At 53.9% G+C, this 25,311-nt stretch carries 21 protein-coding genes and 2 pseudogenes; 12 read left to right on the top strand and 11 right to left on the bottom strand.

Translation table 11 applies throughout. The features are described from left to right. Positions 1-141: 141 nt before the first annotated feature. Entirely contained in the window at positions 142-1,134 is a 993-nt protein-coding gene (gene galE, locus C7476_RS01590) for a UDP-glucose 4-epimerase GalE (protein ID WP_114428152.1), read from the bottom strand. A 124-nt stretch (positions 1,135-1,258) separates the two neighbouring features. On the opposite strand from galE, the gene alc reads away from it, so the two are divergent. After that, positions 1,259-2,269: an allantoicase gene (alc, locus tag C7476_RS01585; RefSeq protein WP_114428151.1), complete on the top strand. Its 1,011-nt coding sequence runs from the start codon at positions 1,259-1,261 to the stop codon at positions 2,267-2,269. Between the two features lie 126 nt (positions 2,270-2,395). Further along, the gene (hemA, locus tag C7476_RS01580) at positions 2,396-3,673 is read left to right on the top strand and encodes a 5-aminolevulinate synthase (RefSeq protein WP_114428150.1); all 1,278 of its coding nucleotides are present in this window, start codon (positions 2,396-2,398) and stop codon (positions 3,671-3,673) included. Between the two features lie 8 nt (positions 3,674-3,681). Here the strand turns inward: hemA and C7476_RS01575 are convergent, their stop codons facing one another. Together C7476_RS01575 and mscL are read right to left on the bottom strand one after the other, a co-directional pair. Next, positions 3,682-4,848 carry a pyridoxal phosphate-dependent aminotransferase gene (locus C7476_RS01575; protein ID WP_114428149.1) on the bottom strand — a complete coding sequence of 389 codons (1,167 nt, stop codon included), beginning with the start codon at positions 4,846-4,848 and terminating at the stop codon, positions 3,682-3,684. Positions 4,849-4,960: 112 nt separating this feature from the next. Next, positions 4,961-5,377 carry a large conductance mechanosensitive channel protein MscL gene (gene mscL / locus C7476_RS01570; RefSeq protein ID WP_114428148.1) on the bottom strand — a complete coding sequence of 139 codons (417 nt, stop codon included), beginning with the start codon at positions 5,375-5,377 and terminating at the stop codon, positions 4,961-4,963. Positions 5,378-5,600: 223 nt separating this feature from the next. On the opposite strand from mscL, the gene C7476_RS01565 reads away from it, so the two are divergent. Then, a complete protein-coding gene (locus C7476_RS01565; protein ID WP_114428147.1) occupies positions 5,601-9,092 on the top strand; it encodes a hybrid sensor histidine kinase/response regulator in 3,492 nt (1,163 codons plus the stop codon). Between the two features lie 11 nt (positions 9,093-9,103). Here the strand turns inward: C7476_RS01565 and C7476_RS01560 are convergent. Continuing rightward, positions 9,104-9,776 (bottom strand): annotated as a pseudogene (locus C7476_RS01560) (response regulator transcription factor). A gap of 226 nt (positions 9,777-10,002) precedes the next feature. Between C7476_RS01560 and pip the strand changes: the two are divergent. Then, a complete protein-coding gene (pip, locus tag C7476_RS01555) occupies positions 10,003-10,953 on the top strand; it encodes a prolyl aminopeptidase (RefSeq protein ID WP_114428146.1) in 951 nt (316 codons plus the stop codon). 40 nt (positions 10,954-10,993) lie between these two features. Here pip and C7476_RS01550 read toward each other — a convergent pair whose 3' ends face one another. After that, positions 10,994-11,437 carry a VOC family protein gene (locus C7476_RS01550; protein ID WP_114428145.1) on the bottom strand — a complete coding sequence of 148 codons (444 nt, stop codon included), beginning with the start codon at positions 11,435-11,437 and terminating at the stop codon, positions 10,994-10,996. A gap of 116 nt (positions 11,438-11,553) precedes the next feature. Next, positions 11,554-11,985, bottom strand: a complete 432-nt coding sequence (locus tag C7476_RS01545; RefSeq protein WP_114428144.1) for a hypothetical protein — start codon at positions 11,983-11,985, stop codon at positions 11,554-11,556. A gap of 136 nt (positions 11,986-12,121) precedes the next feature. On the opposite strand from C7476_RS01545, the gene C7476_RS01540 reads away from it, so the two are divergent. Continuing rightward, positions 12,122-12,469 (top strand): DUF952 domain-containing protein, encoded by a 348-nt coding sequence (locus C7476_RS01540; RefSeq protein ID WP_114428143.1) that lies wholly within the window; start codon positions 12,122-12,124, stop codon positions 12,467-12,469. Then, on the top strand, positions 12,466-13,554 hold the full coding sequence (locus tag C7476_RS01535) for a quinone-dependent dihydroorotate dehydrogenase (protein ID WP_114428142.1): 1,089 nt from the start codon (positions 12,466-12,468) through the stop codon (positions 13,552-13,554). The genes C7476_RS01540 and C7476_RS01535 overlap by 4 nt, the downstream gene beginning before the upstream one ends. Here C7476_RS01535 and C7476_RS01530 read toward each other — a convergent pair. From C7476_RS01530 to C7476_RS01515, 4 genes and pseudogenes are all read right to left on the bottom strand, one after another. After that, a complete protein-coding gene (locus tag C7476_RS01530; RefSeq protein ID WP_114428141.1) occupies positions 13,551-14,906 on the bottom strand; it encodes an MATE family efflux transporter in 1,356 nt (451 codons plus the stop codon). The genes C7476_RS01535 and C7476_RS01530 overlap by 4 nt on opposite strands. A gap of 87 nt (positions 14,907-14,993) precedes the next feature. Continuing rightward, positions 14,994-15,488 (bottom strand): CAP domain-containing protein, encoded by a 495-nt coding sequence (locus tag C7476_RS01525; RefSeq protein ID WP_114428140.1) that lies wholly within the window; start codon positions 15,486-15,488, stop codon positions 14,994-14,996. A 79-nt stretch (positions 15,489-15,567) separates the two neighbouring features. Continuing rightward, entirely contained in the window at positions 15,568-15,834 is a 267-nt protein-coding gene (locus C7476_RS01520; RefSeq protein ID WP_114428139.1) for a DUF6460 domain-containing protein, read from the bottom strand. Between the two features lie 403 nt (positions 15,835-16,237). Next, positions 16,238-16,868: pseudogene (locus tag C7476_RS01515) on the bottom strand (class I SAM-dependent methyltransferase). 371 nt (positions 16,869-17,239) lie between these two features. Here C7476_RS01515 and C7476_RS01510 point away from each other — a divergent pair. Further along, positions 17,240-19,012 (top strand): adenylate/guanylate cyclase domain-containing protein, encoded by a 1,773-nt coding sequence (locus tag C7476_RS01510; protein WP_114428138.1) that lies wholly within the window; start codon positions 17,240-17,242, stop codon positions 19,010-19,012. A gap of 85 nt (positions 19,013-19,097) precedes the next feature. Here C7476_RS01510 and C7476_RS01505 read toward each other — a convergent pair whose 3' ends face one another. Next, a complete protein-coding gene (locus tag C7476_RS01505; RefSeq protein ID WP_114428137.1) occupies positions 19,098-20,135 on the bottom strand; it encodes a LacI family DNA-binding transcriptional regulator in 1,038 nt (345 codons plus the stop codon). A 165-nt stretch (positions 20,136-20,300) separates the two neighbouring features. Between C7476_RS01505 and C7476_RS01500 the strand changes: the two genes are divergently transcribed. From C7476_RS01500 to C7476_RS01480, 5 genes are all read left to right on the top strand, one after another. Beyond that, on the top strand, positions 20,301-21,323 hold the full coding sequence (locus tag C7476_RS01500; protein WP_114428136.1) for a Gfo/Idh/MocA family protein: 1,023 nt from the start codon (positions 20,301-20,303) through the stop codon (positions 21,321-21,323). 11 nt (positions 21,324-21,334) lie between these two features. Then, on the top strand, positions 21,335-22,231 hold the full coding sequence (locus C7476_RS01495) for a sugar phosphate isomerase/epimerase family protein (RefSeq protein ID WP_114428135.1): 897 nt from the start codon (positions 21,335-21,337) through the stop codon (positions 22,229-22,231). Between the two features lie 67 nt (positions 22,232-22,298). Continuing rightward, on the top strand, positions 22,299-23,507 hold the full coding sequence (locus tag C7476_RS01490; protein WP_114428134.1) for an ABC transporter substrate-binding protein: 1,209 nt from the start codon (positions 22,299-22,301) through the stop codon (positions 23,505-23,507). Between the two features lie 74 nt (positions 23,508-23,581). Beyond that, complete coding sequence (locus tag C7476_RS01485) at positions 23,582-24,484, top strand: carbohydrate ABC transporter permease (RefSeq protein ID WP_114428133.1); 903 nt, start codon at positions 23,582-23,584, stop codon at positions 24,482-24,484. A gap of 11 nt (positions 24,485-24,495) precedes the next feature. Then, positions 24,496-25,308: a carbohydrate ABC transporter permease gene (locus C7476_RS01480; RefSeq protein ID WP_114428132.1), complete on the top strand. Its 813-nt coding sequence runs from the start codon at positions 24,496-24,498 to the stop codon at positions 25,306-25,308. Positions 25,309-25,311: the final 3 nt, after the last annotated feature.

Below are 25,311 nucleotides of genomic sequence, written 5' to 3'. Positions count from 1 at the left end.
TAGACTAAACCCATTCACTACGAACAAGGTTCCCTTTTCGGGCCTAGAGCCGTGTAAAGCAATGTGTCGCTGCGACGCAGTCTTTAGTCTTAGACAGTTTTCCGATCCGCACAGAAAGAAGATATCAAGGAAAGTAGCGTTTCAGCGCCTGGTATTGCGATGCTGAAGAGATTTTTCCCACCGAAGCGCAGATTCGACTATTTTGTCGAGATCATCAAGTTTGGGCTCCCAGCCAAGATTGGCGCGGGCCTTGCTGCTATCGGCGACGATGGAAGCCGCGTCACCGGGCCGGCGACCGGTCAAACGTGCGTCAATGGGTGAACCATGCACGCGCTCCACGCTCTCGATCACTTCCTTCACCGAATACCCGCGACCGTACCCGCAATTGGCGACCATGCTGCTGCCGCCTTCCCGCAACCGCTCAAGAGCCAGACGATGCGCCGCAACGAGGTCGCTGACGTGGATGTAATCGCGGACGCACGTGCCGTCAGGCGTCGGAAAATCATGACCGAAGATTTCCATATAACGCCTCTTTCCAAGGGCTGTCTCGCACGCAACCTTGATCAGGTGCGTTGCGCCTTTGGTCGATTGGCCGGTCCGGCCCTTTGGATCGGCGCCAGCAACGTTAAAATAACGTAGCGCGGTATAATGAAAATCGTGCGCGGCCGCAGTGTCGCGGAGCATCCATTCGGACATTAGCTTCGACACACCATAAGGGGATTGCGGCTGAGTCGGAACATCTTCGGTGACCGGAGTCATCCCGCCATCGCCATAGACCGCTGCTGTCGACGAAAAGATGAAATTCTTCACGTCGGATTTTACGACTGATTCGATCAGTGACCGAGTTTTTGATGTATTGTTCTCATAATAGGCAAGCGGATCGCGGACCGAATCCGGGACAACGACGGAACCCGCAAAATGAATGACCGCATCGACGTAATTGCGTTCGATCGTCTCGCGGACCAGGGTTTGGTCGCCGATATCCCCGACAACTAGCTTCGCCTCGCTTGGAATAGCCCAATCAAATCCTGTGGAGAGCCGATCAAGAACGACCACAGACTCACCAGCATCCAGCAACTCCCAGACCATATGGCTGCCGATATATCCGGCGCCTCCGGTCACCAACACTGTCATAGCCAAAGCCCCTTAATCTCCATTTATGCCGCCTTGCGCTCATCTTGCCGCATTTAAACAGGTGTGCAAAGCTCGTTACCAACGTAAATCGAGATACAGTAGCTTTTTAGGACGAATTGCAACAATGGTGTCTTCCCACGAAATACTGCCCGAGTTTGCAACGAACCGTATAAACCTGGCGTCGTCCGGGTTAGGTGCCCAAGCCATTTTTGCCACAGACGATTTTTTCGCTCCAGTAGACCGGATGCTTTTCGATGCGCCGGCTGTGTTCATTCCGGACAAATACGACGACCACGGCAAATGGATGGATGGTTGGGAGTCTCGTCGCAAGCGCGGTCCCGGCCATGATTTTGCTGTCATCAAGCTGGCTGCCCCCGGGGTCATCCATGGTTTTGATGTCGATACCAGCCATTTTACCGGCAATTATCCGCCCTCGTGTTCAATCGAAGCCTGCACCTCCGAGAATGAGCCCACCGACGCTACCGTTTGGTCCGAACTCTTGCCCCAAAGCCCACTCGGACCATCGAGCAACCATTTTTTTGTCTGCACAAACAGAGGCGTCTGGACACATCTCCGCCTGTGTATCTACCCTGATGGCGGCATTGCGCGCCTACGGGTTTATGGCGAACCATGGCGAGACTGGTCGCAAATTCCTGTTAACGAGGAAGTAGACCTGGCCTCCGCCTTAAATGGCGGACGTGTCGTTGCTTATTCCGATGCACATTACGGCGCGTTGCACCGGCTGTTATCTCCAGGCCGCGGCATCAACATGGGCGACGGATGGGAAACTCGCCGGCGCCGTGAGCCGGGCAATGATTGGATCATCGTTCAACTCGGCCATCCCGGTCAGATCAGCCGCGTTGTTGTCGATACGGCGCATTATAAGGGAAATTATCCAGATCGCTGTTCTATCCATGGGGCCGATCTTGGACTGGTATCCGGCGGACTCTCCCAGTCAATCGTCACATCCTCCATGTTCTGGCAGGAAATCTTGCCTCAGAAGAACCTTTCCATGGACGCCGTTCATGACTTCAGCTCAAGCGATCTAGTATCGGCAAGCCGTGTCAGCCACGTACGTCTCAACATATTCCCTGATGGCGGCGTCAGCCGTTTACGCATTTTCGGCACTATTTGACTGTTTGCATGCGCTTTATACAATTGGTGAAGAGAGTTTCGCTTTAACCGTGGCAAATTGCCCATAATCTCATCATGGATTTTGGCTGGCAAAAACGCTAGTAAGTTCATGATACAGGAGCAATTCATGGACTATCGTCGGTTTTTCGAAGACGCGATTGACCAGTTGCACGCTGAAAAGCGCTACCGGGTCTTTGCTAATCTGGAACGGATCGTTGGGAAATTTCCGCGTGCGCTTTGGCGTGACGCCGGCAATATCCGGGAAATTACGGTCTGGTGCTCCAATGATTATCTCGGCATGGGGCAGCATCCAGACGTCATCAAGGCAATGCATGATGCGTCGAGCCGCATGGGCTCTGGTGCAGGCGGCACGCGCAACATTTCCGGCAATAACCACCCACTGGTCGAACTTGAAATAGAGCTGGCTGATCTCCACCAAAAGGAGGCGGGTCTGGTTTTCACCTCCGGTTTCGTCTCCAATGAAGCCTCGATTTCGACCATTGCACGGCTTTTGCCAAATTGCCTCATTTTTTCCGACGAGCTGAACCACGCCTCGATGATCGAGGGTGTGCGCCGTTCAGGTGCAGAAAAGAAGATTTTTCGCCACAATGATCTCGCCCACCTCGAAGAGCTGTTGAAGGCCGCAGGCAAGGAACGCGCGAAGCTGATTGTGTTCGAATCGGTCTATTCGATGGATGGGGATATTGCTCCTATCGCTGCCATTGCCGACCTGGCAGACGAATATAATGCCATGACCTACATCGACGAAGTTCATGCAGTCGGCATGTATGGCAATCGGGGCGGAGGCATCACCGATCGCGAAGGTTTGTCACACCGTATTGATATTATCGAAGGTACGCTGGCCAAGGCTTTCGGCACGTTGGGCGGTTATATCGCCGGTTCCAAAAGCGTGATCGACGCCGTACGCTCCTACGCGCCTGGTTTCATCTTCACGACAGCACTCCCCCCGGTTATCGCAGCCGCAGCGACGCAATCTATCCGGCACCTCAAAGTATCTCAGGAAGAGCGGCGCAGGCATCAATGTCAGGCACAACTTACCAAAGATGTGCTGGCGCAGGCCAATCTTCCGGTTATGAAATCTGAGACACACATCATCCCGATCCATGTCGGCGATCCTGAATTGTGCAAGAAGGCCAGCGACCGGCTACTGGATATGCATGGCATCTACATCCAGCCGATCAACTATCCGACTGTACCACGCGGTACCGAGCGCTTGCGTATCACGCCGACGCCGTTCCACTCGAATGAACTCGTCGTTGAGTTGAAGGACGCATTGGTTGAAGTCTGGACGGCGCTAGGCATTCCTTTCTCAAAGGAGAGCGCTCCAGCCAGAGAGACGAGCGACCGTGTGGTAACGCTGGCTATCTCCAAGGCCGGCGGCTAACGCCAGATTCAGCGTTTAGAGATCCATTCTGCAAGACGGTCGGCGGCCTCTTCGACCTGATCGATCCGTCTGGCAAAGCAGAGGCGCAGAAACGCTGCGCCCCCATTGCCAAACGCTGTTCCTGGCGCAAGCCCAACTTTTGCCTGGTCGACGATATCGAACGCCGCACGGTAGGAATCGGTAATTCCGTCAATGCCGAACAGCAGATAGAACGCACCAGCCGGCGGCGCTAGGCGCACTCTGCCTGTTGCCGCAAGCTTCGCGCAAAGAATGTCCCGCGCCTGATGCGCTCGTTCCACCTGCATGCGGATAAAATCGTCGCCCTGCTCAAGCGCCACAACGCCGCCACGCTGCATAAATTGAGCGACGCCGGAGGTCGAATATTGAATGAGGTTCTCCATCGTTTTGCCCAGCGAGGGGTGTATAGTTAGCCAACCCATGCGCCAGCCGGTCATTGCCCAGTTCTTCGAAAAGCTATTGACGAAAATGATGCGCTCATCCGGGTCCATCACATCAAGGAAGGACGGGGCACGACGGGCGCCATAGTAGAAATGTGCGTAGATTTCGTCGGCGATGATCCACAAGCCATGGTGACGGGCAATAGCCAGGATTTCCTTTAGCGTTTCGATGTCCGCCGTCCAGCCCGTTGGATTGGATGGCGTGTTTATGAACAGCGCCTTGGTCCGTGGAGTGATCACATTGCGGATCTTCTGGGTATCGAGCGTCCAGCCATTGCCTGTGAAATCCTGTGTAACGAGGACCGGCGTAGCACCAGCGACACCAGCAGCTGCGGCAAAGTTCGGCCACGCCGGCGAAAGATAGACAACTTCGTCTCCCGCGCCTGCCGTCGCCTGAATGGCGAGCTGAATCGAATGCATGCCGGAGCCGGTGATATAAAAATGCTCAGCAGGAAGTGTTGCGTTGAAATGCCGTTTGTAATAGTCGGAAAGGGCTAGGCGCAGTTCGGGAATACCAGCCTGCCACGTATAGAATGTCTCACCATTGGCGAGACCATTACTGGCAGCGTTCCGGATAAAGTCGGGCGTTGGTAGGTCGCCCTCCCCGGCCCACAGCGGAATGACACCTTCTTGACGCCGGCCGTGATTCATTACGGCAACGATGCCGCTTTCGGGCGCAACCGCTGCCTCATGACGTAAATACTCGAAAAGACCCATTCCGCTACTCCGCTAATATCGTGAAAGGCGTAACGCAATGGGGTGCTGTTGGCACGCGTATATTTGTGATGTTTCCATCAGTTCGAGTGATGGCAGGCGACGTATCCCGGCGTTACGACTTCGATCTGTCTTTGGCGAGGAGATCGCGGATCTCGGTAAGAAGGAGGGTTTCCTTCGCAGGCGCAGGATCGGCCGCCGCTTCCTTCTTCTTGAAGCGGTTCATGGCCTTGACCACCATGAACAAAACCCAGGCTATGATCAGGAAGTTGATAAGAAGCGTGATGAAATTGCCATAAGCAATCGTAGCACCGGCTTCTCGGGCGGCCGCCAATGTTGGAGCGGGTGCGCCTGAAAGCTGGAGATAGAGGTTAGAAAAATCAATACCGCCGGTCATGAGACCAATAATCGGCATCATGAGATCAGCTACGATCGACTCGACAAGCCTGCCGAAAGCGCCACCGATGATCACGCCGATGGCGAGATCAACCATGTTTCCCTTCAACGCAAATTCTTTGAATTCCTTCAGCATGATATACCACTCTCCAGTATTGTGTGTTATTGCAGGCGAAACTGTCCCTAGCGATGCTGTGGTGCACCAAGAGACAGTAACAGAAGTTTTTAGAATATTAAGAGAGTGTTTGTTCTTTCTAACAGTATTAGGGGTCGCCTCAGCACACTATGCTAGTTCCGGCTGACCCAAAGTTTATTTGAATGGGAAGCGGCTAACGGAAGATGACGGAAGGTTTTGGCCCATGATGGCCTTGGCTGCATCACTGGTCGTAATAGTTTACTTTTCAATACAGTATTGGGTGATCAAGTCGGCTGATCAACAGACTGAAGCGAAGAGCAACAGCTCGCGCCCACTCCTTTATTCCTTGAGTCTGGCTGCGAGCGGCAGCTCCTGGATGTACTACGGATCCACCAGTTATGCCGCAAAGCACGGCATCGAGTTCGCAGGTCTTTATGTTGGCATCGTTCTTGTTTTCACCCTGGGCTTTCCGCTCCTGCGCAAGATCGTCCAGCTAGCAAAATCAGAAGGTATCAAATCGATATCGGACTTCATCGGCGCGCGATACGGCAAAAGTTTTACGGTCGCTGCACTGGTGACTGTCATTACCACCATCGGCCTCATCCCTTATATTTCGCTGCAGATGACTGCGATTCATTATTTGATCGATGTTTTGAGCGGCGTTTTTGATCCCAATGACACTCTCGATGAGCACAGGCTGCATCTGTTCATAGTCGCAGTAGAGATCGGCATCGGTCTATTCACAGTCTTCTACTGCGCCCGCTCGCCGCATTTCAAGGAGAGATATGAGGGGCTCATCCATGCCTTGGCTGTTGACAGCGTCATCAAATTTACCGGCTTCGTACTGGTCGGAATCGCCGCAGTTACATTTTTATTTGGTTCACCGACTGAAATTTTTACCCGGCTCATAGTGAATCAACCCAATATGCCTGCGCTCCAGCACGGTATGTCAGCCGGCAATTTCATCGGCCTGATATTGATCGGCGCGTCATCTGTCTTGTTGCTGCCCAACCAATTCTATCTAACGATCGTCCAGAATCGGGGCGCTTCCGAACTCAGCATGGCTCGATGGTTTGTTCCATTGTTCCTGCTGATCATCGGCATTTTCGTATTACCTATCTCTGCAATCGGATCGATGGTCCTTCCGGCACAAGTATCGGCAGATTTTTATTTTCTTTCACTGCCCTTAGCCGCGGGACGGCACTGGCTTGCCATTATAGCTTTTGCTGGGGGGATACCCGCCGCAACCACGATGATAATCGCCCCATCGATTTTACTCTCGGTCATGATTTCGAATGATCTTATCCTGCCGGTACTACTTAGGCGGGCAAATATCAACTCGCCGGAGATTGCAAAGGATTTCACCAAGACTATCCCCAATTTGAGACGAGCAGCTCTCATAGGAATTCTCATCGCGGCATTTGCCTATCAGTTTGTTGTCTCTGTTCATGTCGACTTCGCTGTTATGGCACTGATCTCGGCCATTGCCATGATGCAGCTCCTACCACCGCTACTTGGCGGGCTATTCTGGCGTCGAGGCACGGCAAGGGGCGCGATTTGGGGGATGCTCGCAGGCTTCGGCGTCTGGGCCTACACAATGGTGCTGCCAACCATGCTCGACACCGGATCATCAATTGTTGTAGACGGTCCGTTCGGCCTAGCCGCCCTCCGACCCCACGCCCTGTTCGGCTTAGAGGCCAGCAATTATATAAACTCCCTGTTCTGGAGCTTATCGGTCAACATCGCGCTCTTTATTGCTGGCTCGCTTTCCAGAAGCGCCACTCCGCTTGAACGCATCCAGGCCTCGGTATTTATTGCAGACAGCGCCTTGTCCATGAATGCTGTTGGAAGTCTCCAGCCGAGTGTGACCGTTAATCAGCTCAAAATGACAATATCGAAGTATATCGGCAACGAACAAACTGACCTCGCTTTCAATTCCTTTCATAAGCAGGAAAATATCGCGCTCGAGGGTAGTGATGCAGCAGATTTCAAGACGGTACACTTTGCTGAGCAGTTACTATCTGGCATTGTCGGTTCATCTTCGGCGCGTATGATACTTTCCTTGGCTATGGGCCCCACCGGCCCGGCCCAGCGTCGTGCTCAGATCTTGCTTGATCACGCGACCGACGCGCTAGCGCAGAACCGCCACCTTTTACAGACAGCACTAGACCAGATGGATCAGGGCATCAGTGTCTTCGATCGACAGTATCGGCTTAGTTGCTGGAATACACAGTTCCGCCTCATCCTTGATCTTCCTAAGGAGCTGCAACGGATGGGCACTCCTCTTAACCGCATACTCTCGTATCTATGCGAGCGTGATGATCTCGCGGACTTTACTGCTAAGACCTTCATTGAACAATTTACCGATATTACAACTCCTTGGCGCCTCAAGCTTAAAGGAACCGGCCAGACGATCGAGATCCGCTCCAACTCCATACCAGATGGCGGATTGGTGACAACGTTCACCGATGTGACAAATACAGTTAACGCCGATAATCTGTTGCGCCAGACCAATGAGTCTCTCGAGTTGCGTGTACGCGATCGTACAGCAGAGCTTACGCTGGCAAATCAACAATTAGGAAAAGCTCAACGACGAGCCGAAGAAGCCAATTTTGGTAAAACGCGGTTTCTTGCCGATGCTGGACATGACATTCTCCAACCATTGAACGCTGCCCGCCTCTACTCCTCTGCCTTGATGGAGCAGCTTGGAAATTCGCGCGAAAAGGAGCTCGCCAGCAACGTTGATTCGTCGCTTGAAGCGGTCGAGTCCATCATCAGCGCACTGCTCGACATTTCAAGATTGGATACGGGTGCGTTAAAGCCCGTCATTTCTGTCTTTCGTCTCGATGCGTTATTGCAACAAATTGGGCGGGATTTTGCACCCACGGCGCGAGAAAAAGGCCTGGATTTGCGGATAGTGGCAAGTTCGGCAGTCATTGCGACAGACCGCAACCTTTTGAGGCGGCTCATTCAAAACCTGGTGTCGAACGCCATCAAATATTGCCGGTCAGGAAAGATTTTGGTTGGAGTGCGACGGCGTGGCAAATCCATGGAGTTGCAAATTCTCGACACTGGTATTGGTATCCCCCCCGACAAGCTTGACCATATATTCCGCGAGTTTTCGAGGTTACCGGAAGGGATGAAAGAATCCGATGGCCTCGGTCTTGGGCTTTCCATTGTCGAGCGCATCGCAAAGATCCTTGACCTGTCGATCATTGTCACATCGAGAGTCGGCAAAGGATCGGTTTTTTCAGTTACTATGGTAGCCTCAAACGTGCCGGTTCTACCCACGATCGAAGCAACGCAGACGGTAAAACCTTTTAGCGTCTTGACCGGGCTTACAGTCCTGTGCGTCGACGACAATGAGCGATCGCTTGCCGGTATGCAGGAACTCCTGACGACTTGGGGCTGCCAGGTCTTGCCCTTCAAAAGCGGAAAGGCTTTGCTAGCCTATTGCGTCGAAAACCCTGTAGCAATCCCAGCCGTTATTTTGGCGGATTATAATCTGGACGAAGAAAACGGACTCGACGTCATTCAAAATATCCGCGAGCACTTGCAGCGACATCTCAAAGCAGCATTGATCACTGCTGACCGCTCGAATCACGTGCGGGAACGCGCGCTGCTAGAGGATATTTCGATTATCAATAAACCCGTGCGCCCTGCTATTCTGCGCGCACTGCTCTCGCATTTCAGTCAGGCAATTGCAGCCGAATAACCCACGGCGGATCAGTGAAATCCGGTCGTCGCGGGTTCAACTGGCAGCACCTCCTCTTTGAAGCGCGCTAACCGGATAACGGCCTGAGTGCGGCTTTCGACGCCGAGTTTATAAAGCACTGCGGACACATGCGCCTTGATAGTCGCCTCAGATACGTTGAGTTCATGCGCAATCTGTTTGTTCAACATACCATCTGCCATCATCGCAAGCACCCGACCTTGCTGCGGCGTCAGCTTTCGCATGCACAATATAAGTTCAACGATTTCCGGGTCGAGTTCCCCAACTTCGTCGCCCACCAACGGCGACCAGATTTGCCCATCAAGTATAGTTTTTACGGCTTCGTTTATGGTCTCGGGACTGGACGATTTGGAAATGAAGCCTGCAGCGCCGAGTGCCAGGGCGGCACGAATTGTGACCGCGTCGTCGGTGGCAGAAACAATTGCCACGGGAAACCATCGGTTGGAGCGCGCGCAAGCTGATAAGGCCTGTTAGCCCACCAATGCCATTCAATGATAGATCTAGAAGCACGAGATCGATGTCTGAAGCTCCTTGGACGAAGGCTTTCGCGCTTTCCAAGTCGCCTATTTCGATTATCTCCACGTCAGTCGTTTTTGACGATAGTGCGAGCCTCAGGGCGCCTCGGAACAGAGGATGATCGTCAACTATGACAAATGTATATTTCATTGTTCAAAAGTCCTTAATGTTACATAATTTAAATTTCTAATCCAAAAGCCGTAATGCTAACGACTAAAGCCAATTCGACTGATATATCAAGAGCATTTCAACGCGCGTCAAAGTTTTGAATGGATAAAGCTCGAATGTCGATTAAGCCAGTTTATTCAAATGCCTTGGCAAAACCTTATTCCCGAGCGATTATTCGTTGTGGGGATTATTCTCGAAGGCGGGATGAATGATTACAAATACTCTTTACCCTGAGAACCAACCGTATTTGGAACAGATGCTCCAAGTATCGGATTTGCATACCATTCATATTGAAGAATGCGGCAATCCTGCTGGAAAACCGGTGATAATGGTTCATGGTGGCCCGGGAGGTGGCATCAATCCGACGATGCGACGCCTGCATGATCCCGAGCGTTACCGCATCATCCTTTTCGATCAACGCGGTTGCGGGAAGTCGACGCCGCATGCGGAACTGAAAGAGAACACGACTTGGGATCTGGTCTCCGATATGGAGCGCATCCGCGAGCATCTAGGCGTCGACAAGTGGCAAGTTTTTGGCGGATCTTGGGGCTCCACCCTTGGACTCGCATATGCGCAGACCCATCCCGATCGTGTGCTCGCATTGATCCTGCGGGGGATTTTCATGATCCGACGCTTCGAGATCGAGTGGTTCTATTCGAATGGTGCAAGCATCATTTATCCAGATCGTTTTGAAGCATATCAGGAGCATATCCCTGAAGAAGAGCGCGGCGATATGATTGCCGCCTATTACAAGCGTTTGACCGACCCGGACCCTGCAATCCAACTGTCTGCTGCAAAATTGTGGGCACGCTGGGAAGGTTCCGCCTTGTCACTGTTGCCAGACCCGGCACGCGAAGAAGCGTTCGGAAACGACCATTTCGCCATCGCCTTCGCCCGCATTGAGTGCCATTACTTCCAAAACAAGGGATTCTTCGACACGGATGACCATATCTTGCGCAATGCACATTTGATCCGCGAAATACCTGGTGTGATAGTGCACGGCCGCTACGATATGTGCACGCCGTTGCTCAATGCCTGGCATTTGAAGAAGGTCTGGCCGGAAGCCGATCTGCGCATCGTCGAAGATGCCGGCCATGCAGTGAGCGAACCCGGCATCGTGCATGAATTAATTGCTGCAACCAAACGCTTTGCTGTTTGATCCAGCTCTCCGCAACCGGCTCAGTGGTGGCCGGTTGCATTCATGCAGCGATGTGCCTTCGCCGTGATTTGACTACCCAGAGATGCCCGAACGGATCGGTAAGCACTCCTGCGCGATCGCCGCTCTCCAGCGTTTCAATCTCATTGCGCAAGTTGCCCCCCTCTTCGATCGCGTGGTGCATGACACGATCGACATCATCCACATGAATATCGAGCATGACCGGCGTTGCTCCAATCGCGTGCACAGATCTTGGGCCGCCAAGCGAAGCATCCGCATCTCGTTTGGGATTGGCTCCAACAATCATCACCACCGAAGCGCCCATGCGCAATTCAGCAGCGATCAATTCGCCATTGTGCAGATAGGGTCGTCCTACTACCTGGGCTCCGACGACACTTTCGTAGAAATCCAAAGCCTTTTGCTGATCGCCATGGCGTACAAAAAGCCGTATCGATACCTCTCCAATCAGTCTTGGCACTATAATCATCTCACCGCTCCCAGAGAAGAATTTCAAGCGGTTAAAGTCTATCAAACTATCGAACAAATCAAGAACAAATAGCTCTTTCAGGCCGTGCCTCCTGCCAGTCTCCTGTCACTCCCAGATCAGGTCTTCTGCGGTGATTCCGGATTCGCAGGCTTGCTCTTATCCTCGAATTCCTTGGCAATTCCCATGAAGCGACGCATGAACCTCTCCATATAGCTCAACCCTCTTTCAAAGTCCTCGTTGGAAGGAAGGGCGTCTCGAACGACTGGTGGCAGTTTGCCCATGGCTGCGACAGTGTCCTCAAGTTTTGCGACTCTCGTCTTGAGATCCGCAATATCATCTTCATATGCCGCCCGCTCTTCAGCTGCCAACTTGCAGATCAGTTGATCCGACTTCTCTTGGCAGATCGACATTTCGCCAGTTTTGTTGTTCATGCGAACATAACCGTCATTGGTTCTCTCAAGCGTATAAGTCGTTGCTTCCTGTGCCATGGCGGCGAACGACCATAGAGAACCAGAGAGCGCGATGAGTAAAGTTCGTGTTCCCAACATGGCTGAACCTCCAACATTTACGTTTCGAGAAACTGACGAAATAATACGCCGAAAATCCGGAACAAGGCGATATTTCTGTTACAGGCGTTCAGTCTACCCTTTGCGCATCGGCGGTTTGCGTCTAGTAAAGACTCTCATGACTCAGCTGATTTACAAGATTGCTCCGCGTGCTCTTTGGCAAGCTGCAGAAGCGAGAGGCGTATTCGATGGCGCGCCGATCGACCACGCGGGTGGCTATATCCATTTTTCCACTGCGGCCCAAGCAGTCGAGACCGTCGCCAAGCATTTCGCTGGCCAGAATGATCTTGTGCTGATTGCAGTCGAGACGGAGAGACTGGGCACCGCTCTTAGATACGAGGTCTCGCGCGGAGGCGATCTCTTCCCGCATCTCTATGCACCATTGCCTCTCGACGCCGTCTCATGGATCAAGCCACTGCCTTTGGGTAGCGACGGCAAGCACAAGTTTCCGGAGTTGAGTGCATGAGTAGGTTGTTCGGGTTGATTGGCCGCAAAATGCTGTTTAGACTCGACCCGGAAGATGCGCACGGTCTCTCGATCAAAGCATTGAAGACGGGCGTTGTGCCAGCATGTTTACCCAACAACGATCCGGCGCTGCGTGTCGCTATTGCTGGCCTCAGTTTTCCTAATCCGCTCGGCATGGCCGCTGGCTATGACAAAAATGCCGAAGTACCCGATGCATTGCTGCGGCTCGGCTTCGGCTTTGCCGAAGTCGGAACGCTCACACCGCGGGCGCAATTTGGCAATCCGAAGCCGCGTGTTTTTCGTCTTGTTGAAGACAATGCGGTAATCAACCGACTTGGCTTCAACAATGAAGGTCATGATTCGGCATTTCGACGCCTGACCGAGCGACGCTCGCATGCTGGCATCGTCGGGATAAACATTGGCTCCAACAAAGACTCCACTGATCGTGTCGCGGACTATGTGGCAGGTATAAGGAAATTTCATTCTCTGGCGAGTTACTTTACCGTCAATATTTCCTCACCCAACACGCCAGGTTTGCGCGATCTGCAGGCTCGAGAAAGCCTTAGAGAATTGCTCGAAAAGGTACTCGACACACGCGACGCACAACCAGGCGTCAGGCGTCCTGTTTTTCTCAAGATCGCACCCGATCTGACCGAAGCCAGTCTTGACGATATTGCCGCCGAAATCGGCTCGCACTCATTGGACGGGTTGATAATTTCCAACACGACGCTGTCTCGCGCTGGTCTGAAAAGCAGCAAGAGTACACGCGAGACAGGCGGCCTCTCCGGAGAACCGTTATTCGAACGGTCGACGATTGTACTCGCCAAGATGCGCCAGCGCGTTGGTACCGATCTCCCGATCATCGGTGTTGGCGGCATCAAGAGTACAGCGACAGCCATTGCCAAGATTCGGGCTGGAGCTGATCTCGTCCAGCTTTATACCAGCATGATCTTTAATGGTCCCGGCTTGGCAAGAGAGATCGTCAACGGCATGTCAACAACCCTGAAGCGCGACAACGTTAGTACTATCGCCGCGCTACGCGATTGCGACGTTGACGATTGGGCCGCAAAAGCAATCCCTGTCTAGTTGGCAAACTGCATTCGTGCCCGGCTCGGAAGAATCGATAACAGGGAAATTCCGCGCAAACCAAGAAAAAGGTGCAGCGCTAACCATAGACCATGGTTCCCCAAGAACTTCGGCAGGATGAAATAGGCAGCGAAATAGCCGATCAGGGACAGGATCATCATGTTACGCATGTCGCGCGACCACGTCGCGCCAATAAAGACCCCGTCCATGTGGAAAGCCAGCAGACCTACAACCGGCGCCAAAGCTGCCCACGGTAAATAAAGCGACGCCATTTCCTGTACCTCGTCCGATTTAATCAGGAACGCAACAATCGCATCACCAAATACCAAAAAGAATAAAGCCATCGCTGTCGCCAGCAACAAGCCCCACAGGAACGATAGCTTTATGCCGCGGTCGAATGCCGGACGATAGTGCGCCCCTACCGCGCGGCCGGAAATCTGTTCTGCGGCAGTGGTTACTCCATCAATCAAATAGCCGGAAATCAGCAGGAAGTTCATCAAAACCGCATTCGTTGCCAACGTCACCGCGCCGGCTTCCGTTCCAGCGCGGGTGAAATAGGCATAGGCGATCAACAGGAAGAACGACCTCAGCATGATATCGCGGTTGACAGTAAACATGCGGCGAATCTCGTGTGGATCCAACACCCGCGCCCGGGACGGATTCGGTATCGCACGGAATTGCCGGTAGATTATGAGTAATCCAACCACGAGCGCAACTGTTTCACCGAGTAAGGTCCCCCAAGCAATACCGGCAACGCCCCAGCCCATGATAAGGCCGAACCAGATGGTCATCAGAACGTTGACGCCATTGAGCAGGAACTGAAGATACAGCCCTTGCATGGCCTTCCCTTGGCCGAGCAACAGACCCAGAACCACGAAATTGCCCAGCGCCATGGGCGATGACAACAGGCGGATCGAGACATAGGTCGACATGGCGTCCGTGACCGCTTTATCCGGGTTCATGAAACTGATGGTCGCTTGCAGGATTAGGGGCGTCGCCGCGATGAAGAGTATGCCCGCTACGGCGGCGATGCCGATGGCGCGCCAAAAGACCGCTTGCTGTTCCACATTGTCGTGCCGTCCCATTGCCTGCGCTACAAGCCCGGTCGTGCCCGCGCGCAAGAAATTCATCGTCGAAAACAGAAAATCAAAAACTAGTGCACCAATTGCAAGGCCGCCCAGCAGATGCGGGTCACCGAGCTGGCCAATCACCGCAGTGTCGACCAGTCCCAGCAACGGTGTCGTCAGCGATGCCAGCATTACCGGAATCGTAATTGCCAGCATCAACTTGTTGGTCACCTCGAACGGTCGAACAATTTTTGATCCTGGCTGAGGGGAAGTCTCGATTGTCATGGAGCACCGGAGATTGCAGCCACGCGGCTACTATTGCTCTATGCCATCGGATTGCCGTGGTTTCCAGTGCAATCGTCGCAATCAGTGCTAACTTGCCAGAACCAGTGCCCAATAGCGCTCGGCACCGCCATTTGTGGACTCTGCATAGGCCAAACCGAAACGGGTAAATTGCCGATCGAGCATGTTACGCCGATGTGGCGGCGACGCCATCCACCTGGCAAAAAGCTGGTCCATATCCATGTGTCCCATGGCGATATTCTCAGCGGCAAGACCATGGATTTCGTTGTCCCTTACACGGGAGGCAAAGCCACGACCCCAGCTAGTCGTGTGAGCCATGCGGCCAGCATTTGCCATGTAGGCCGCCTGTTGTAAGGCGGCACGTTCCAGCATGGGATCAGCGCTCAACCCGGCGAGGCCATTGGCGGAGCGGATCGCTTGCACGTTTGAATTAGCCGCAGCCGAAGCTCCCACAACTTTTCCTGGCGTTTTCATGGCAGTCTGGCAGGCAGATAGCGGCAGAACCGCAGCCGCGGTGAGGCCAAGAAAGTTGCGGCGCGACAGATAAAAATTCTTTTCGGACATGAGAGATTCCTGAAGGAGACTGTCCGCCGATATCCGGCAATTGTGGCTCCTTCGGGCCGAAGTTGGCTGTAGCGGAAATTTAGCGCCGATAACTCAGCAAGCGCAAAATGATGAAGCAGGGAATGACAACCACCGCGCCGAGCAGGAAATAAGCGGCAAAACGTTCGATAGCGCCAAAACCGAGATTCCAAATGCGACGAAGGAAGTTCTCGAAACCATAAAGAATGTCGATAGGAGACCAGTCGAAAGCATTCATGACGACCCCAACCACCAGCGAGACCACGATCAGTTTCACAAGGACCCGGCCGGGCGAGTCTCCCAGGAAGCGGTTCATTCTTTCCGACATTTGTTCTCCGGTATTCAAAAAGATGGAGTGGGTAAAGTGATTATTTGACGCGGGCAGGTCAGGGTCAACCTTACTACCCGCGTAACGAATCCCTCCGCGTCACACCGAACAGATTCGTAGCCGCAACATTCCTTCGTTGGAACGCAACAGCTGCTGACACCAGCACAATGTCGCCTCGTTGTCGAGTATGCCGGGTCAGTTGGCTCAAATTTGCGTTAGATCGAACGGATTCTCGTGTTCGGGAAAGCGCTCGCGTTGCACGACACAGTTTTCGAGGCCGTGTCTGCCAAATCGCACTCAGGGTGGTGCATAGAGGAGTCGGCGACGTGAGCACTTTGACCTGACTGTTTCGCCATCGAGATGCGGAATTCGGCGAAGCTAGACCAGGCCCATGCCATTCACATCATCTCTTTCGCGCCACGATATAGGGGCGGTTGTCATTGCCCCTGGTTGCATGGCTTTCAGTGGCAATAATGTCGAAGCCTGCCGCATATATAAGCTGGTTGAGATCTACCTTCCCAAAGACGCCTGTGTAGGCCAAACGCACGCATTGCGGGCAACAAGGCGATCCGGATAAGTGGGTTCATATCTCCGACGCATGGTGTTTTGGAAGTGAACAAGCCCTCCGGTGCAAGCAAGGTATGGATCCGGCGCAGCGTCCCAGGCAGATCGCGGACCAGATGGAGATAGTTGAATCCTATAACTGTGTCGAACTGCGCCTCTTCGGACGTCAACGTCTCTGCGGTGGCGGCGCGGAAGGCTAGCGTCGGGATAGATTTGTCAACACACTTCCCTTTTGCAATCGCGATCATGCCACTGGAAATATCCGTCGCAAGATAGCTTTGCACATCGCCTGAAAGCTGGAGCGCCGTTGTTCCTGTCCCGCAGGCCAGTTCCAATACCCGGTCGTTCGACGCTAATAGAGTGCGGGTCCGATCCAGCGTGCACTCATATCCAGCCTGATCTGCAATCGTTCCCTTGGCGTACCTCACTGAAGTCCGATCCCAGAAACGGCCGTCCCTCGCTGTGCTCATGGTGGGTTCGTCTCTTTTAAATGCGACAACGGGTCGACACAGGACGGCAACAAACCCGTCGTCTTTTAACCACTTCACTTCCCTTATGTACTCAGATTACCCCGATTTTTCCTGATAATACCGGATGCCTATCCATTAGCTCGACATGGAATCAGACCATCGAAGGCCGAAGTCGATATGCATTTCGATGACAATTTGGAGCACCCGATCGCGCTTCCGCTTTACTCGACTGTGCGGCACCAAGCTTCTTCAGAAGAGGCCGCTAAAATCAATAGGTGATTTCATCAGGGTGCTATAAAATCACCGTGGATACTTTCTGGTCTCCCGATACGGTAGAAGTCGCATTTTGTGATCGATATATTGGCAAATCAATGGAACAGAGACTAGCCGCAGTCCTGGCAGCCGATATGGCGGGCTATAGCCGGCTGATGGAGGCGGACGAAGCAGGCACAATCGCCCGCCTCAAAACGCACCGGATAGAATTAATCGATCCCGCCATTGCAAAGAACAAGGGCCGGATCATTAAGACGACGGGCGACGGCATGCTCGTGGAGTTCCAGAGCGTTACTGACGCAGTAAAGTGTGCCGTCGAGATCCAGCACCGTATGCAGCGGCGCAATTCGGACGTGCCTCAGGATCGGCGGATCGAATTCAGGATCGGCATTAATCTTGGCGACATTATCTTTGAGGACGATGACATTTTCGGCGACGGTGTGAATATTGCTTCCCGCATTGAACAACTTGCCGACGTGGGCGGTATCTGTGTCACCGGCGCAGTGGCAACGCAAATCGCTGATCGTCTCGAAGTCTCCCTCGAGGATCTGGGCGAGAAGACACTAAAAAACATAAGCCGTCCCGTTCGTCTGTTTCGTATCGGACTTGAGCGCTCTACGTTGCCCGCTCAGCCGGGAGACTTCGATGCAAACCGATCTATCTCAAAACCCTCGATAGTCGTTCTGCCCTTCAACAACATGAGCGGCGACCCCGATCAGGAGTTTTTCGCCGACGGTCTTACCGAAGACATCCTTACGGAATTGTCTCGCCGCCACGAGCTGTTCGTCATCTCACGCAATTCCAGTTTCGTGTACAAGAACCGAGCTGTAAATGTGCGCGAAGTCGCCGAGAAACTCGGAGCTCAATACCTGGTGGAGGGTAGCGTCCGGAAGATTGGCGATAGGGTGCGCGTAACGGTCCAGCTCATCGACGCAGCCAATGCCGCCCATATCTGGGCGGATAAATACGACCGCAGGCTGGACGACATATTTGCGATTCAGGATGAAATAACAGCGGCGATAGCAGCAACCTTACCGGGGCGTGTCGAGGCGGCCCAGCGCGACCAGCTTGGGCGGACGAAACCTGCAAACATGGCGGCATACGAGTGCGCGCTGGCCGCCAAGGTGCTGCATCACAGAGGCACAGTCGCCGACAACATGCAGGCGCAGTCTCTGATCGACCGGGCAGTTGCGCTCGACCCGGGTTATGCCCATGCCCATGCTTGGCGGGCGTGTATTCTTGGCCAGGCCTGGGTCCATGGCTGGTGCCAAGACAAGGACGCTGTCTGGAGCGAAATCGTTGCTGCTTTGGATCGGGCTTTGGCGCTGGATGACAACGACGCCGATGTGCATCGCATTTTGGCCGCGGTTAGTGTGAACAACAACGCGCTAACCACAGCGCGTTATCACCAGGAGCGTGCCCTCTCCCTTAATCCCAACTACGACCTTGTGGTGGTTCAGCAAGGGGAACTATTGACGTGGCTGGGGCGCCCCGAAGAGGGTATCGAATGGATCCGCAAGGCAATGCGGCTGAATCCACATCACCCCGAAAGATTTTGGAGTCATCTTGGAAAAGCACATTTCGCTGCGCATCAGTATGGCGAAGCGATTGAAGCATTCATGCATCTGTCCGTCATGGATCAGGTCCAACACGCATTCGCCGCGGCATGTTACGGCTGGCTTGGCGATGAGATCGCTGCTGCAGCTCATATGAAGAAGGTCAGAACGCTTCTCCCCGAATTCGCCGTAGAATCCTTCCTCGCCACTTTGCACTACGCTCAGCAATCAGACGTGGATCACCTTCGCGAGGGGATTGTCAAAGCGGGAGGGGACGATCGCCTTTCGCGAGCGAACGATTTCACGGCACAGTAACAGACAGAATGATCCGCAATATTTGGCGGCGTAATTTACGGATCACCGAATTCAGTTGGCCGGGGCAGCTCTCCCCCTGTAAACATCAACTAGGTTCCATGCAAAGATGATCGCTTTCGCCGGGTACCAATTCCATTGGCCAGACCAACTCAATGCTATCCTGCGGATAATTGCCCATGAAAGCCGGCATAGTTGAAAGCAATGCTTCAGCTAGCTTGATGCCGAGATCGCGGAGCGAAATCCGGAAACATGTGAGCGTGGGCGACAAGAAGCGGCTTTGCGTACTCTCGCGAAAACCAATAACCGCAACATCGCGACCCGGATGGATACCTGCTTCGTAGAAGCGCCGGTAAAGTCCGATCGCCATGTTTTCATTGACCAGAATGACTGCGGTCGGCATCCGCTTCTGCGACAGCATTGCGCTCGCAACCTGGTAGCCGCCTTCTTCGTTGCCGCTTGCCGGAAAGACGAGTCCAGGATCGAAGCCAATGCCATGGTCGCTCAAGGCGCGCTTGTAACCTTCCACGAAAATGTAGCCTAGATTGATGTCACTGGCTGGCACGCCGATTGCAATTTCCCGATGACCGAAATTCAGCAGGCGGGTTACTGCGGTTGCCGCCACGCCTTCAAAGTCAAGGTCGATCCAGGGATATTGCCCGCCGATATTGCTTCGGCCGAGCGTCACAAAGGGAATTTTCCGTTCGAGCAGGAGCGCTATTCGCGGGTCATTGCGCATTGTCGCGGAAATGATCAATCCGTCGACGAATCGACGTCCGACTATGCGGTTGAGATAAGCACCGGGGTCTTCATCGGTTCCGCACAACAGAGCCACGAGATCGAGTTGATGCCGCCTGAATACGGACTGCACTCCTTCGAACACCGGCATGAAGAAGCTGCCACCATTGTCGGCCGTTTCAATAGATGATTCGATCATGAAACCGATTGTGTTGGTGGTACCCTGTCTTAGGCTGCGGCCCGACTGGTTCGGGACATAGCCGAGCTCTTTCGCCGCGAGAAACACACGTTCGCGAGTCTCGGCATTGACATCGGACTTGCCATTCAGCGCCCGCGAAACCGTCCCGATGGAAATATTTAGATGGCGGGCAAGGTCCCGTATACTCACACTTTTTTCCTTCCTGAGCCGCTCGTTTGAGGGCCGCCCCTCATAAAACACCTAAATGAGGGATTGACAAACTTTAGTCTTCAAGTTGAAATCGTAAACGTTTACGGACGCCATTTGCAATCGTTTTTGCAGGTTTTTGATGGTTTCCGTTGGGAGGAGTGGAATATGCAACGTGCCGTTTTAGTCGGCTGCGGAGCCATGAGCAAAGCATGGTTCGAGGCCGCCCGCACCATCACCGATGTGGAGATCGTCGGCATAGTCGATCTCGATACCGGGCGCGCTGAAAACCGCGCCAGGGAATTCGGTTGGGAGAGCGCGACCATCGGCAGCAATCTCACTGAAGTTCTTGCCCAGACTTCTCCCAACATCCTTTTCGACATCGTCATACCGGCCGCCAGGCATGCAACAGTTGCCACTGCGCTCGAGGCTGGCTGCCATGTTCTTTCCGAAAAACCAATGGCGGAAACTCTAGAGGAAGCGCGCGAGCTCGTTCGCCGTGCGAGTGAGACTGGCCGAATTCATGCCATCGTACAAAATCGCCGGTATCTGGCACAAATACGCCGCATCCGCAGGCTCATTCGATCGGGCGCCATTGGCGACGTGACGAGCCTCCATTGCGAGTTTTTCCTTGCGCCGCATTTTGGCGGTTTCCGCGAAGAGATGCGCCACGTTCTGTTTCTCGACATGGCGATCCACACATTCGACGCCGCCCGTTATCTTGCTGGTGACGCCGCCAATGCCGTCTACGCCCACGAATGGGAGCCTGGCAGCTCCTGGTATAGCCAGGGGTCATCGGCAGCCGCAATTTTCGAGTTCACCAATGGCGCGGTTTTTACTTATCGCGGCAGCTGGTGCGCCGACGGTTTGCGCACAAGCTGGGAGAGTGCATGGCGTGTCATCGGCAGCAAGGGATCGATTGTATGGGACGGATACGATGACATACGGGCCGAGGCCGTCACCTCCGGCAGAGAAGGCCTGTTTTCCGAGGTGACCGCCGTCGATATCCCTCCCCTCGACGCGTCTGATCGTATCGGCGGTCACCTCGGAGTCATGCAGGATTTCATTGCAGCTACGCGCGGCGGTCCGCCACCGGAGACCGTCGGCACAGAAAATATCAAGAGCCTCGCCATGGTGTTCGGTGCGATCGACAGCGCCGAATCCGGACGACGCGTCGAAATCACGATCTGAAGGAGTTGGAAGTGAACAACCCGGCAAAAGCCATCCGTATCGGCACTATGATCAAGGGTAATGCGCCAGACCCTGCCGCCTATGTCAAAAGCATCTTGCCGCACGGCTTCGAAAGTGTTGAACCATTCTTCTGGCAGGTGATGAACAAGGATCTTCCAAGGCTTGCGGCGGAACTGAAAGAAGCGATCGGCGACGCGGACGTCACCATGTCGACACTTGGCATGTTCGGCAATCCGCTCGAGGATACAGAAATCGACCGTGAAACGTTGAAAGGTTGGGAAGCGCTCATCGACAACGCGCACCATTTCGGCGCGACGACGATTGCCGGATTTACGGGACGTGTTCGCGGTAAGCCAATCGAGGAAAGCCTGCCACAATACAGGAAAATCTGGACAGAACTGGCCAAGCGCGCTGCCGACAAAGGCCTGAAACTTGCCTTCGAAAACTGCGCGATGGATGGCAACTGGGCGAGCGGCGACTGGAACATTGCGCACAATCCCGACGCTTGGGAGATGATCTTCAACGAAGTTCCCGCCGATAATATCGGTCTCGAATGGGAACCTTGCCATCAGATGGTCTATCTGATCGACCCGCTGCCGCAAATTCGTAAGTGGGCACCAAAGATCTTCCATGTTCACGGCAAGGACGCGACGATCCGCTGGGAGGTCATCCGCGAGCACGGCGTCTTCGGCAAGGAGAAATTCGTATTCATGCGCTCGCCCGGTTTCGGCGACACCAACTGGGTCGACGTGATTTCCGAACTGCGGCTTGCCGGGTGGTCAGGCTCGATCGACATCGAAGGTTGGCACGATCCTGTTTATCGCAATGAACTGGAAATGACCGGGCAAGTGCATTCGCTCAACTATCTCAAGCAGAGCCGCGGCGGCTCATACGTCCCTAACCCCTAAACCCGACGCCGGTCCATCTTGCCGCAAAGAAGCAAGCAGACCGGACCAGCAACAAGAGGAGGAAAGCATGAAAGCAGTTATGAAATGGATCGCAGCCGCATCACTGTTTATGTCCGGTGCCGCTCAAGCCGAGCCGGTAACGCTGGATATCTGGACGATCGATCGCCCGGACCAGTACATGTACCTGTTGAAGGACGAGTTCGAGCAGTCCCATCCGGACATCAAGCTGAACATCAAGACGGTTCAGTTCCGCGACATGGTCAACGATCTGGCGCGGGCTACCGCGACCGGTGAATCGCCCGATGTGACGTATATCGACAATCCCGAAGTCGCACTCTTCGCCTCGCGCGGTCTGCTGCTGGATCTGGGACCCATGCTGGCGGAGTCGAAGGTCATCAAGAAGGAGGATATTTTCCCCGGACCGCTTTCCTCGGTCACTTGGGACGGCAAGATCTACGGCATACCACGCGGAGCTAACACTCTGGCGCTCTACTACAATGCGGATATGTTCAAGGCGACAGGCCTGGATCCGGACAACCCGCCCAAGACATGGGACGAACTATACGCCGCCGCCAAGAAGCTCAGCGATCCGGCCAAAAATATCTACGGTCTGGCGTTTTCGGCTGTCGCTACCGAAGAAGGCACCTTCCAGTTTCTGCCCTGGCTGCAAATGGCAGGCGGGGACTACAACAAGGTCGATACCGAGGGTGGCATCAAGGTTCTGGATTTCTGGGGCAAGCTGTTGGACGAGAAGCTCGCATCTCCCGATACCTTGATCCGCAGCCAGTTTGACTCGACTGGTACCTTCAATGCCGGCAATGCAGCGATGGCCATTTCTGGCCCATGGGAACTACCTCGCATGGGGCGGGAAGCAAAATTCGATTATCGCGCCGCGCTTTTGCCGATTCCCCAGGAAGGCGCCACGCGTGCCTCTGCGCTCGGCGAAGGCGACAACGTTATTCTCGCCAAAAGCGAGCATCCCAAAGAAGCTTTTATCCTGCTGGAGTTTCTCTATAGCAAGATGCCCGATGTCTGGAACCGTTTTGGCTTTGTGCCTGCCGCAAATGTGAAGTCGAATGATCCAAAAACACCAGCCATCTACGCCGTCTTCGAGGAAAGCATGAAATATGCCCGCAATCGCGGTCCTCATCCTGAGTGGCCCAAGATTTCGAAGGCGATTTACACCGCCATACAGTCATCGCTGACGCATCAGAGCGATGCGAAGACTGCGCTTGGTACTGCACAGAAGCAAATCGACGCTGTTTTGAACAAGTAGATTTCGACAATCGCTCCTTCGCGCGTGCGGAGGAGCGAGGATCGGAGATTTGAAGTGGCAAGCGGGAGGATACTGTGCAAGGCATCATCAGAACCATCCGGGACGGCAGCGGATTTGACATCTTGCTGCTTGGGCTTGCCCTGCTCTATCTCATCATTTTTTCGGCGTTTCCCATCATCTACAATATCATCATGTCCTTGCAGACGGTTGACATGTTCACGCTCACGTCATTCAACCGCCCGTTCGTCGGCTTGCAAAATTACTACGATATTTTCTCCCAGCCGGTTGCCGGTACAATCTTCTGGAACACAGTAAAATTTGTGGTTCTCTCTATTGTGTTCCAGCTTTCAATCGGCTTCGGGCTGGCACTTTTCTTCCAGCAGGACTTCCCAGGTGCCAGCTATTTGCGTGGCCTGTTCCTGGCCGGATGGATCATGCCCGCACTCGTCGTCGGCGCAATCTGGAAATGGCTCTTCGCCGGCGATTTTGGCGTTATCAACTATGCCCTGACATCCCTCGGGATTGCCGATGACCGCATCTTCTGGCTCTCGGACCCAAACGTAGCGCTCTATGCCGTTATCATCGCCAATATCTGGCTCGGCATTCCCTTCAACATGATCCTGCTCTCGGTCGGCCTCGCGAGCATACCGCGTGACGTCTACGAGGCCGCCGAACTTGATGGCGCAGGAGTATTCGAGCGTTTTCGATCTATAACCCTCCCTCTGATGCGTGCGCAGCTTGGCGCAGTAATATCACTCGGCGTTATCTTTACACTCCAACAGTTCGACTTGATCGCTGCGCTCACACAGGGCGGTCCCGCTGACAGCTCCAATGTCGCTCAATATTGGTCGTGGCAGTTCTCATTCCAGACGTATGAGATTTCTCTCGGCAGTGCCGTGTCCGTTCTCATGATCATCTTCGTCATAGTGGTAGCGGCAGTTTATGTCCGCTCTACGCGTCATGAACACAGCTATTGAGGCGGACCCTGATGAAACGCTACATTTTGCTCATCATCGGTCTGGCCATGACGGCAATCTATCTGTTCCCGCTTTACTGGATGTATTTGACCGCCCTGAAGAGCAGTACCGAGATCTTCCAGTATCCTCCGACATTCTGGCCGGCAGACACGCAATGGAATTTTCTGGAGGTATGGAAGAGCCGCGGCATGGGGAGGTACATCTGGAATTCGCTGCTCATCGCGGTAGGTGTTACGATCCTTGCTACGACGCTGGGAACTGGATGTGCCTACGTACTATCGCGGGTGCGGAATGTCTGGATTGAAATCGCCCTCTTCGCGATCCTGATGATGCAGGTTTTGCCGTCATCTTTGATGGTCACACCCATCTTCGTGATGTTCAACCAGATCGGTCTTTTGGCCAGTCCGCGCATCGCTGTTATCCTGGCGCAGACCGCGAAGGTCTTGCCGCTCTATATCGTTCTCTGCCGGGCAACGTTCGTACAGGTGCCGCGTGAACTCGAAGAAGCGGCGCTCGTCGACGGATCATCACGCATCGGCGCCTTCTTCCACATCATGCTGCCCTTGGCGCGCAATGGTATTCTCGTCACGTCGGTGCTGATCTTCCTGCAGTCCTTCGGCGAATATGTCTATGCGCGCTCGCTGATCGCCAAGAACGAATTGCAGACAGCAACGGTCGGATTGCAGACCTTCATGGGTCCGAATGCCAATGACTGGAACGGCATCATGACTTACGCGGCCATCTATGTGACGCCCATCCTGATCGTATTCATGCTGTTGCAACGGCGTATCGTCAGCGGACTTACCGCCGGCGCACTTAAATGAGGT

The organism is Phyllobacterium bourgognense (assembly GCF_003337575.1).
Taxonomy (GTDB): domain Bacteria; phylum Pseudomonadota; class Alphaproteobacteria; order Rhizobiales; family Rhizobiaceae; genus Phyllobacterium; species Phyllobacterium bourgognense.
The sequence above is the reverse complement of the archived record's forward strand: the minus strand, read 5'-3'. Positions and strand labels throughout refer to the sequence as shown.

Bases quoted from the DNA above. Each gene is read 5' to 3' on its own strand.
- galE (WP_114428152.1), bottom strand. From the start codon at position 1,134: ATGACAGTGTTGGTGACCGGAGGCGCCGGATATATCGGCAGCCATATG.
- alc (WP_114428151.1), top strand. From the start codon at position 1,259: ATGGTGTCTTCCCACGAAATACTGCCCGAGTTTGCAACGAACCGTATA.
- hemA (WP_114428150.1), top strand. From the start codon at position 2,396: ATGGACTATCGTCGGTTTTTCGAAGACGCGATTGACCAGTTGCACGCT.
- C7476_RS01575 (WP_114428149.1), bottom strand. From the start codon at position 4,848: ATGGGTCTTTTCGAGTATTTACGTCATGAGGCAGCGGTTGCGCCCGAA.
- mscL (WP_114428148.1), bottom strand. From the start codon at position 5,377: ATGCTGAAGGAATTCAAAGAATTTGCGTTGAAGGGAAACATGGTTGAT.
- C7476_RS01565 (WP_114428147.1), top strand. From the start codon at position 5,601: ATGATGGCCTTGGCTGCATCACTGGTCGTAATAGTTTACTTTTCAATA.
- pip (WP_114428146.1), top strand. From the start codon at position 10,003: ATGATTACAAATACTCTTTACCCTGAGAACCAACCGTATTTGGAACAG.
- C7476_RS01550 (WP_114428145.1), bottom strand. From the start codon at position 11,437: ATGATTATAGTGCCAAGACTGATTGGAGAGGTATCGATACGGCTTTTT.
- C7476_RS01545 (WP_114428144.1), bottom strand. From the start codon at position 11,985: ATGTTGGGAACACGAACTTTACTCATCGCGCTCTCTGGTTCTCTATGG.
- C7476_RS01540 (WP_114428143.1), top strand. From the start codon at position 12,122: ATGACTCAGCTGATTTACAAGATTGCTCCGCGTGCTCTTTGGCAAGCT.
- C7476_RS01535 (WP_114428142.1), top strand. From the start codon at position 12,466: ATGAGTAGGTTGTTCGGGTTGATTGGCCGCAAAATGCTGTTTAGACTC.
- C7476_RS01530 (WP_114428141.1), bottom strand. From the start codon at position 14,906: ATGACAATCGAGACTTCCCCTCAGCCAGGATCAAAAATTGTTCGACCG.
- C7476_RS01525 (WP_114428140.1), bottom strand. From the start codon at position 15,488: ATGTCCGAAAAGAATTTTTATCTGTCGCGCCGCAACTTTCTTGGCCTC.
- C7476_RS01520 (WP_114428139.1), bottom strand. From the start codon at position 15,834: ATGTCGGAAAGAATGAACCGCTTCCTGGGAGACTCGCCCGGCCGGGTC.
- C7476_RS01510 (WP_114428138.1), top strand. From the start codon at position 17,240: ATGGAACAGAGACTAGCCGCAGTCCTGGCAGCCGATATGGCGGGCTAT.
- C7476_RS01500 (WP_114428136.1), top strand. From the start codon at position 20,301: ATGCAACGTGCCGTTTTAGTCGGCTGCGGAGCCATGAGCAAAGCATGG.
- C7476_RS01490 (WP_114428134.1), top strand. From the start codon at position 22,299: ATGAAAGCAGTTATGAAATGGATCGCAGCCGCATCACTGTTTATGTCC.
- C7476_RS01480 (WP_114428132.1), top strand. From the start codon at position 24,496: ATGAAACGCTACATTTTGCTCATCATCGGTCTGGCCATGACGGCAATC.